Consider the following 9,253-nt stretch of genomic DNA (forward strand, 5'->3'; position numbering starts at 1 on the left):
TTGCGATCCAGCCCCCAAGCTATACACTTTCAACGGGCGGCGACGCAGCGCCGTCCTGCGCCTGGAAACCAATAACGAGGAGGGACTCAGACAATGGCTGCAACGGTTCAACAAATTCTCCAGACCAAAGGCAACGCGAGCTACGCCGTCACCCCTGACACCACCGTGCTGCAGGCCCTGCAACTGATGGCCGAGCGCAACATCAGCGCCGTGCTGGTCATGGAAGGCGAGCGCCTCGCCGGGATCTTCACCGAGCGCGATTACGCCCGCAAGGTGGTGCTCAAGGGCCTCGCCTCGAAGGACACCCGGGTCGGCGATCTGATGACCGCGAACGTCCTCACCGTCTCGCCCTCCCACACCATCGACGACTGCATGGGCATCATGACCAAGAACCACGTCCGCCACCTGCCGGTGGTCGACCACGGCAAGCTCGTCGGCCTCATCAGCATCGGCGACGCGGTCAAGTCGGTGATGGAGCAGCAGCAGGCCACCATCGACCAGCTGGCTGGCTACATCTCCGGCGGCATGAGCACCTGACACCGCCTGGCCCCGGCCAGCAAGAGCCCCGTCCTGCCCCGGCACGACGGGGCTCTTGCCATTGACGCCGGCGCAGCCACTCATCGCGGACGGACGACCTCGCGCGCCGACAGTTCGCCCTTTTCCAGGTGCATGATCGCGTGGGCGGCCTCGGCCGCCCGCTGGTCGTGGGTCACCATCACGATGGTCTTGCCGACCTCGTCGTTGAGACGTTGCAGGAGCTTCAGCACGTCGTTGGCCGAATCGCGATCCAGATCCCCCGTGGGCTCGTCGGCGACGATCAAGGTCGGGTCCGATACGAGCGCCCGGGCAATCGCAACCCGCTGCTGCTGGCCGCCTGAAAGCTCGTTGGGCGTGTGATCCATCCTGTCGGCCAGGCCCACCATCTCCAGCGCAAATTCGGCCCGGGCACGCCGCTCGCGGCCGCTGAGGCCGGTCAGGAGCAGCGGCAGCTCCACGTTTTCGCGGGCATCGAGCACCGGCATCAGGTTGTAGAACTGGAAGATGAAGCCGATGTTCTTCGCCCGCCAGTCGGCCAGATCGGCCTCGTCGAGGCGCGTGATGTCCTCGCCGGCCACGATCAGCTCGCCACCATCCGCCCGATCGATGCCTGCGATCAGGTTGAGCAGCGTGCTCTTGCCCGAGCCGGACGGCCCCATCAAGGCCAGGAACTCCCCCGCCGCGATGTCGAAGCTGATCCCGGCCAGCACAGGCACCAGCTGGTTGCCCCGGCGATAGCGCTTGTGCACGTCGCGCAGGCGCACCAGCGGATCAGGTGAAACGCTCATTTGCCAACACTCACCGCCGCGCCATCCCGCAGCGACGCCGGTGGACGCAGCACCAGCCGCTCGCCCGGCTTCACCCCGCTCACCTCGACCAGATCGCCGATCTTCGCGCCGGTCTTCACCGCAACCCGCGTGGCCACGCCATCCGTCACCCGGAACACCGCCGCACTTCCATCTGCCTGGACGATAGCCTCGCCGTGCACCGCCGTGCGCGCCTTGCGCTCCTCGGGCGACAGCGCCTCGGCCAGAAACGCCACCTTGGCGCTCATCTCCGGCAGCACCCGCGGATCGGGGTCGAGGAAGCGGATCTTGGTCATCACGCTGGCCTTGGTCCGATCGACGGTGGGCACCAGCCGCGACACCTCGCCCCGGAAGCGCAGCTCGGGAAAGGCGTCGAGCTGGATCTCGCAGGGCTGGCCGGGCTTGATGCGGGCGATGTTGGATTCCGACACGTCGGCCTCGACTTCCAGCGTGCTCATGTCGGCCATGCTCACCACCGCGCCCTTGCTGTCGGCGGCGGCCGAGAGATTGGTGATCAGATCGCCCACGTTGGCGTTCTTGACCAGCACCACGCCATCGAAAGGCGCGCGGATCTCGGTCTGCCCCACCGCCACGCTGGCCGCCAGCCGGCCGGCTTCGGCCGCCCGCTCGGCCGCCTGGGCCGAACCCAGCGCCGCCCGGGCCTTGAGCGCCCGCGCCTCGGCCTGATCCACCTGGGCCTGGGCGATGAAGTTGCGCGCCTTGAGATCCCGCGCCCGGCCCAGGGCCAGCTCGGCATCGCCGAGTTCCGCCCGCGCCTGCCCGATGTTGGCCCGGGCCACGCCCACATTGGCGTCGGCCTGCTGCAGCTGGGCGGCCACATCGCGCTGTTCAAGCCGGGCGATGAGTTCGCCGGCCTTGACCACCGAGCCTTCCCGCACGCCCAGCCATTCGAGCCGGCCGGTAGCCTTGGAACCCACCGCCGCCTTGCGCTGGGCCACCACGTAACCGGTGGCGTTGAGCAGCGTCACGCCCTGGTAGGGCCAGGCTTCACCCACTGTCACGGTCTCGACGGCAACCGGCGCGTTCATCCGCCCGAACACCGCCAGCCCACCCGCCAGCACGATGGCGAGCCCGCCCAGCAGCCAGCGCTTGCTGAGGCGCCGCCGGGGCGGTCGAGAGGCCTGACGGTCGATGCGCAGACGGGAGAGATCGGTTTCGCTCATGGCGAGGCAGTCGGCAGAATGAATGACCCGCGCATTCTAACCCGCCGCATCGGGCGCAAAGCGCACCACGACCGCGAGCCCCGCCCCGCCGTCGGCCCGGCGCAGACCATCTTCGAAGGCCAGCGTGGCGCCAGTGATCTCCGCAATCCGGCCGACGATGGACAGGCCCAGCCCGCAACCTTCGGCCTCGACCGCCGAGCCCCGGGCGAAACGGGTGAGCATCTGCGCCCGCTCGGCCGGCGGAATGCCCGGCCCGTCGTCGGCCACCTGCAGGCTGCGCGCGGTCGCATCCAGGGACACCACCACCCTGCCACCTTCAGGCGAGTAACGCAGGGCGTTATCCACCAGATTGCGCAGCAGCACCTCCAGCCACCAGCGATTGCCACTGAGCGCGAAGGATGCCGGCGCCTCCAGCGCCAGGGTCTGGCCACGACGCAGGGCCTGGGGCGTGAGCACCGAGCACACGCCTTCGGCGAGTTCAGCCAGATCGAACCGATCCATCGCCCCCTGCCCCGCGTCCGGATCGAGCCGGGCCAGCGTGAGCAGCTGCTCGACCAGATGGCTCATCCGGTCCACGCCCGTGGCCACCTGTTCCAGCGCGTGCTTGCGGGTCGCCTCATCACCGGCCCGGGCGGCCACCTGGGCCTGGATCTTCAGCGCGGCCAGCGGCGTGCGCAGCTCGTGGGCGGCGTCGGCGGTAAAGCGTCGCTCGTTGTCGAGCACCTCGCTGACCCGCCCCACCAGGGCGTCGATGGACGTGACCAGTGGCGCGATCTCCGCCGGCAGCGGGCCCGGCACCTGCACCGGCGCCAGCCGCCGCGGGTCCAGCCCGCCCACGGCTTCGGCGGTGGCGCTGACCGGCCGCAGCGCCCGCCCGACCACCGCCCACATCCCCAGCGCCATCAGCGGCAGGCCGATGCAGATCGACAGCAGCAGATGCAGCGCAAAGGTGCCAGCCAGCCGGTAACGGGCGCCGTGGTTCTGACCGACGATCACCCGATAGCCGCTGTGGTCGTGGTCGATGGTGAAGAAGCGCCACAGCTCGCCTTCCAGATCGTGCTCGTCAAAACCCGGCGTGGAGGCCACCGGCTCGAACGGCATCTCCGACGAGCGCACCAGCAGCTGCCAGGCCCCCGCCTCGTCCCGCTTCCAGGCCTGAAAGGCCACCGGCAGCTGGTAGGCGTGCTGGTGCTCGGCCATCTCGCCGGCCACCAGCGGGTTGCCGGTGGCGACGATGGCGAGCAGGGTTTCGGCCACCTGCACCATCTGCGCGTCGAACAGCGAGTCGGCCTCGGCGTGGGCGGTGCGGAAGGCCAGCATCGCCGTCAGCCCCCAGAACAGCGCCAGCACGCCGATCAGCAGCGCCACCAGGCGCCGGCGCAGCGAATAGACCGCCCGCGTCGCGCTCACCTGGGCGCCTCATCCACCATGTAGCCCACCCCGCGCACGGTGCGGATCAGGTCGGCGCCGAGCTTCTTGCGCAGGTGATGGATGTGCACCTCCAGCGCGTTGCTGCCCACCGCCTCGCCCCAGGCGTAGAGCTGCTCGTCGAGCCCCCGGCGGGTGAGCACCCGGCCGGCGGCCTCGAGGAGCATCTGGAGGAGGTCGAACTCCCGGCCGGTCAGCACCACCGGCTCACCCCGCAGCGTGACGCTGCGCGCCGCCGGGTCGAGCACCACCTCGCCGTGGCGCAGGCTGGCCTCGGCCCGGCCCCGGGCGCGACGCGCCAGCGCCCGCAGGCGGGCAGCCAGCTCGTCCAGATCGAAGGGTTTGACGACGTAATCATCGGCACCCAGATCGAGGCAACGCACCTTGTCGGCCACCTGATCCCGGGCGGTGAGCACCAGCACCGGCACCGGATTGCCCGCAGCACGCAGGGCCGACAGCACCGACAGGCCATCGCGCCGCGGCAGGCCCAGATCGAGCACGATGGCGGCGAAGCTCTCCGCGGCAACCGCAGCCAGCGCCGCCTCGCCGTCCCGCACCCAATCGACAGCGAAGCCGGCCCCGCACAGGCCGGCCTTCACGCCGTCGCCCAGCAGACGGTCGTCCTCAACCAGCAGGATGCGCATCGGTTCAGAAGGCCTTGATGTAGCTCACGCCGGTGGGCCCGAGCAGCCAGTTGCCGGTGCGCACGCCCACGTAGGCGCCCACGGCGTTCCAGCCCATGTCCTTCCAGGAGAAGCGGTTGCAATCCTGCCCGGCGTCGTAGAGCTCCTTGGCAAGGCCGGGGATCAAGGCGAGGCCGACGGCCGTCGCGGTGTCGTCGGTGAGCCGCGAGGCACCAACGCCAAGGGCGGCCGACACGCCGAAATGGGCGGCCTTGTCGCTGCCGCTCCAGCTGTCGTGATAGGGGCCGCAGGCATGGGCCGGCGCGGCAAGGCTGGCAAGCAGCGCAAGGCAGGACAGGTTCTTCAAGGAGGTGCTCCGAAAGTTATGCATCGCGCGAATGATACGTAAGCCGGCGCCGCCGTGGTCGCGCTTCGGGCGGCTCGTGTCAGAATTCGGAAAATTGATGGCTTGGAGAACACCTCATGAAAAGCGTTCGCGTCTGGGATCTGCCGCTGCGGATCTTCCACTGGCTGCTGGCCGCGGCCGTGGCCGCCGCGGTGGTCAGCGGCCAGATCGGCGGCAACCTGATGACCTGGCACGGGCGGCTCGGCATCCTGATCGCCGGCCTCATCGGCTTTCGCCTCGCCTGGGGCCTGGTGGGCTCGACCCATTCGCGCTTTGCCAGCTTCGTGCGCGGTCCCGGCGCGGTCCTCGCCTACCTGCGCGGCGACTGGCGCGGTCTGGGCCACAATCCCCTCGGCGCCCTGTCGGTGCTGGGGCTGATCGGCGTGGTCGGGCTGCAGACCGCCGGCGGCTTGTTCGGCAACGACGACATCGCCTTCCAGGGGCCGCTCTACAACCTCGTTTCCAAGGAAACCAGCGACTGGATCACCGGACTGCACCGCAAGGGCTTCTGGCTCGTCGGCCTGCTGGTGGCCCTGCATCTGGCGGCGATCGCGTTCTACACGCGGGTGAAGAAGGAATCGCTCGTGGCGCCGATGCTCACCGGCCGGAAGGAAGTCGGCCCCCACGAACGTGATACCGAGCCCACCGGTGGCGGCCCCGTCGCGCTGATCTTCGCGCTGGCCGTGGGATGCGCCGCAGCGTGGCTCGCCAGTGGCGTCTGGCAGCCACCTCCGCCGCCTGCGCCAGCGGCCGCGCCAGCCTGGTGACGGATGTAAAAAGGGGCAGCCCGCAAGCTGCCCCTTCTGCTTTCCGGCTAGCGGAAAACGCTCATTCGTCCTTGCGGAACTTGTCGTGACAGGCCTTGCAGGATTCGCCGGTCTTGCCGAACTGGGCCTTGATCGCGGCGGCGTCGCCGGTGGCGGCCACCTTCTGCAGCTCGTTGGCTTCCTTCACGAAGGCCACGGCAAGCTTGCGCACTTCGTCCTGCTGCTGGAAGAACTCCGGCTTCACGCGGGTCTTCTGGTTGCCCACATCCTTGTCGGTGCCCGGGCCATACAGCGCGCCCATGCCGGAGTTGGCGATCGCGGCGATGGCGTTGGCGGCGCCGGCCACCTGATCCTTGTTGAAGCTGCCCGGGTTGTCGATGGTCTGGGCCTTGATCTTGCCCATGTTCCAGGACATGAAGCTGTAGCCGGCCTTGCGGTACTTGATCTGGTCTTCCGGCTTCATCTGGGCGCTGGCACCCGCGGCAAGGCCCATGGCGACAACGGCAAACACCAGTTTGTTGATCTTCATCTGGCTACTCCCTTTGTAAGTTGAGGTGAACGGGGTCGGCGGATTATTTCACAAGAAAGCCGTGGTCATAGCCGCCTGCAGCTCACAGCGGACGCTTGACCGTCAGCCCGCCGCGGATCTGGCCCTTCTCGTAGCCGAAGGCCGTATCGTGGGGGTAGCTCTTCGCGAGCTGGCTCTTCAGGCTGGCCTCGATCTTGTCAGGCGCGCCGTGGCACTTCAGGCACACATCGCCCACGGGCACCGCGCGAATGTAGCGGTAGATCTGCTTGCCGTTCTCGGTGACGATCTCGCCGGCTTCAAGGGTTTCGATCTTTTCGCCATTGGCCGCGCGGATGTTGAAATCGGCCAGCTGACGGGCTTCCCACACGTCCGGCGTGCCACGCTCGGGGTTGCGGGTGCGCAGGCTCACGCGGCGCATGTCCCAGCCGGTCTTGGCGGATTGCTCCTTCAGGAGCAGCGGGGCCTTTTCCTTGCAGACCGGGATGGCCTCGATGGCGCCTTTCTCGGCCACGGTTTCCTGCATCATCGCCACCACCTTGGGCAGCACGGGCAAGGCGTTCTTGCGGGTATCGGCCTTCAGGGCGTCGAGATCCTGGGCGTGGACGGCACCAGCAAGGACAGCGAGGGTCGAGGCAACGACGAACGAGCGACGGAACATGGGCGACTCCTTGAATCAGAATTCTCTAATATACAGGATATGTGCGCGTTTCAGCCACGATGATTTCGCCACATCCGTAGCGCGTGGACAACCAGGCCACCCGCCACCAGCACAACGAGCCCCCCCCTCCTCCACCTCCTTGAACGCCGGCAGCATCCGCTCGAGCACCTCACCAAAGGCATAGCCCGCCCCGCCGACTGCACCCGCCCAGATGCCGGCGCCCAGGAAATTGAGCGCAAGGAAACGGTACGTCGGCACGCCGCTCCAGCCCATCAGCACCGGGCCGGCAACCCGCACGCCGATCATGAAGCGCACGCCCAGCACGAGCGCGTCCTGATGGGCCCGGATCATCGTCTGGACGCGCGGCACAAACCGGCGGATCGACGCAAACCGATCGATCAGCGTCGCCCCATGCCGCCGCCCCAGCCAGAACCAGAACTGATCGCCCGCAAAGCTCGACGCCAGCGCGACCGCCATCACCCACGGCAGGTCGAGCATCCCGCGATGGGCGGCATAGCCCGCCATCAGCAGCACGGTTTCACCTTCGAGCACACACCCGACCGCCACCGCCAGATAGCCGTAGTGGGCAACAAGATCACTGAGTGTCATGAGATATCGAGAAAGGCACTGGCGCCAAGTGGGCAACGGCCAGATCAGGGTGCCGCGCAAGGAAACTTATCGCGGCCCCGGGGCCACAAAGAGTTTACCCGGGTTCATAAGGTACACCACGTGGCCCGGGCCGACATTTCCCTGCCGCCTTCGGGCAGATCCAGTGCAACACCACCCAGGAGCCCCCAGATGGAATCCCAGACCCACACCATGACCAATCTCTTCGCCCAGCTCGGTCTGCCCGACGACACGGCCTCGATCGACGCGTTCATCACGGCCCATGCGCCCCTTCCCCACGACAAGCGTCTGGCCGACGCCGATTTCTGGACGCCCACCCAGGCGGCCTTCCTGCGCACCGAGCTGGCCGAAGACGCAGACTGGAGCGCCGTGGTGGATACCCTCGACGCCCGCCTGCGCCACGGCTGATCAGGCCACCAGCAGAAAGCGGCCGGGATCGACACCCCAGCGGTCCGGCGCCTCGGCCGACACGATGCGGTCACCGCCGCCGCTGCCGAGTCGCCGCGAGAGGTCCACGACCTCAGGTTTGATGTAAGCGTTCGAGCGGGTGCTGAAGAACACCCGCAGTCGCGGCGTGAGCAGGTTGGATTCGTTCTGCTCGATCACCACCCCGAGCCGTCCGGATTCCAGCCGCACCAGGCTGCCCACCGGGTAGATCCCCACGCAGCGCATGAAGGCCTGCAGCAGCTTCTGGTCGAAGTGCGCGGCGCTCCATTCCCACATCTTGCGCAGGCCCTCGGCGGCCGGCATGCCCTTGTGATAGCAACGGTCGGCGGTGATGGCGTCGTACACATCCACGATGGCCGCCATCCGCGACATGGACGAGATCGCATCGCCGGCCAGACGATCGGGGTAGCCGCTGCCGTCCAGGCGCTCGTGGTGGTGGCGGGTGATGTCCAGCGGCACCGGGCCGATGCCCGGCGTCTCCAGCAGCGTGGCGTGGCCGTCGCCCGGGTGGCGCTTGATGAGCTCGAACTCCGCATCGGTCAGCCGGCCCGGCTTGTTGAGCACCTCGTCCGGCACCTTCATCTTGCCGATGTCGTGGAGCAGCCCGCCGATCCCGCCCTGACGCAGGTCGTCCCCCTCCAGCCCGAGCGACCGCCCGAAGGCGATCATCAGCGTGCACACGCTTACCGAGTGCAGAAAGGTGTAGTCGTCCTTGTTCTTGATGCCGATGAGCCCCATCAGCGCGCCGCCGTTACGCAGCACCGAGCCCGTGATCGCCTCGACGACCGGCTCGGCGTCCTCCAGCGACACCGCCTTGCCCAGCCGCACATCGCTCATCATCGAGCGCACCACCCGATGGGCCTGGTCGTGCACCTTGCGGGCGCGCTGGATTTCCTCGTGGACCGAAACCCGCATCGGCACATCGACGGGCGTCGCCAGCGCGGCGACGATCTCCTGCTCGACCGCCGCCCGCACTTCGGCGGCGGGCACCGCGTCCTGGTCGTCCAGGCCCCGTTCGGTATCGATATAGACGTGCTGGACGCCGGACTCGACGATACGCCGCAAGTCGTCGTCGCCGTCGAGCCTGAAACGTGAGCGCCAGAACGGATGGGACATCCAGTCGCCGCAGAACTCGTGAATGAACATGCCAGGCCGGAGCCGGGCTACCGCAATTTTTTTCAGCATCAGGGGCGAACATTTGGAATAGCTACTCGGGATGTATCGGCACCGGACGCCCCGTC

At 68.0% G+C, this 9,253-nt stretch carries 12 protein-coding genes; 3 read left to right on the forward strand and 9 right to left on the reverse strand.

Annotation, left to right across the window (positions count from 1 at the left end):
* Positions 1-93 precede the first annotated feature (93 nt).
* Entirely contained in the window at positions 94-537 is a 444-nt protein-coding gene (locus Q0672_RS06730; RefSeq protein ID WP_153161730.1) for a CBS domain-containing protein, read from the forward strand.
* An 80-nt stretch (positions 538-617) separates the two neighbouring features.
* Here Q0672_RS06730 and Q0672_RS06735 read toward each other — a convergent pair whose 3' ends face one another.
* Genes Q0672_RS06735 through Q0672_RS06755 form a run of 5 tightly spaced genes read right to left on the reverse strand, consistent with a single transcriptional unit; the run spans position 618 to position 4,945 of the window.
* Positions 618-1,325, reverse strand: a complete 708-nt coding sequence (locus tag Q0672_RS06735) for an ABC transporter ATP-binding protein (protein WP_153161731.1) — start codon at positions 1,323-1,325, stop codon at positions 618-620.
* The gene (locus Q0672_RS06740; RefSeq protein ID WP_298620993.1) at positions 1,322-2,527 is read right to left on the reverse strand and encodes an efflux RND transporter periplasmic adaptor subunit; all 1,206 of its coding nucleotides are present in this window, start codon (positions 2,525-2,527) and stop codon (positions 1,322-1,324) included. Before Q0672_RS06740 ends, Q0672_RS06735 begins: the two co-directional genes overlap by 4 nt.
* Before the next feature lie 36 nt (positions 2,528-2,563).
* A complete protein-coding gene (locus Q0672_RS06745; RefSeq protein WP_298620995.1) occupies positions 2,564-3,937 on the reverse strand; it encodes an ATP-binding protein in 1,374 nt (457 codons plus the stop codon).
* Positions 3,934-4,599: a response regulator gene (locus Q0672_RS06750; protein WP_298620997.1), complete on the reverse strand. Its 666-nt coding sequence runs from the start codon at positions 4,597-4,599 to the stop codon at positions 3,934-3,936. The genes Q0672_RS06745 and Q0672_RS06750 overlap by 4 nt, the downstream gene beginning before the upstream one ends.
* A 4-nt stretch (positions 4,600-4,603) precedes the next feature.
* The gene (locus Q0672_RS06755) at positions 4,604-4,945 is read right to left on the reverse strand and encodes a hypothetical protein (RefSeq protein ID WP_153161735.1); all 342 of its coding nucleotides are present in this window, start codon (positions 4,943-4,945) and stop codon (positions 4,604-4,606) included.
* 116 nt (positions 4,946-5,061) lie between these two features.
* On the opposite strand from Q0672_RS06755, the gene Q0672_RS06760 reads away from it, so the two are divergent.
* Complete coding sequence (locus Q0672_RS06760; protein WP_298620999.1) at positions 5,062-5,751, forward strand: cytochrome b/b6 domain-containing protein; 690 nt, start codon at positions 5,062-5,064, stop codon at positions 5,749-5,751.
* 61 nt (positions 5,752-5,812) lie between these two features.
* Here the strand turns inward: Q0672_RS06760 and Q0672_RS06765 are convergent, their stop codons facing one another.
* The 3 genes from Q0672_RS06765 to Q0672_RS06775 form a co-directional block, all read right to left on the reverse strand.
* Positions 5,813-6,280: a cytochrome c gene (locus Q0672_RS06765; protein ID WP_298621001.1), complete on the reverse strand. Its 468-nt coding sequence runs from the start codon at positions 6,278-6,280 to the stop codon at positions 5,813-5,815.
* A gap of 82 nt (positions 6,281-6,362) precedes the next feature.
* Complete coding sequence (locus tag Q0672_RS06770; RefSeq protein ID WP_284186244.1) at positions 6,363-6,938, reverse strand: DUF3365 domain-containing protein; 576 nt, start codon at positions 6,936-6,938, stop codon at positions 6,363-6,365.
* Between the two features lie 15 nt (positions 6,939-6,953).
* A complete protein-coding gene (locus Q0672_RS06775; protein WP_298621004.1) occupies positions 6,954-7,547 on the reverse strand; it encodes a DedA family protein in 594 nt (197 codons plus the stop codon).
* A gap of 189 nt (positions 7,548-7,736) precedes the next feature.
* Here Q0672_RS06775 and Q0672_RS06780 point away from each other — a divergent pair, with 189 nt between their 5' ends.
* Positions 7,737-7,973: a DUF2789 domain-containing protein gene (locus tag Q0672_RS06780; protein WP_298621006.1), complete on the forward strand. Its 237-nt coding sequence runs from the start codon at positions 7,737-7,739 to the stop codon at positions 7,971-7,973.
* Here the strand turns inward: Q0672_RS06780 and Q0672_RS06785 are convergent, their stop codons facing one another.
* Positions 7,974-9,197, reverse strand: a complete 1,224-nt coding sequence (locus tag Q0672_RS06785; protein WP_298621008.1) for an HD-GYP domain-containing protein — start codon at positions 9,195-9,197, stop codon at positions 7,974-7,976.
* Between the last annotated feature and the right edge of the window lie 56 nt (positions 9,198-9,253).

The sequence above is a fragment of the uncultured Zoogloea sp. genome, assembly GCF_937894855.1.
GTDB classification, from domain to species: domain Bacteria; phylum Pseudomonadota; class Gammaproteobacteria; order Burkholderiales; family Rhodocyclaceae; genus Zoogloea; species Zoogloea oryzae.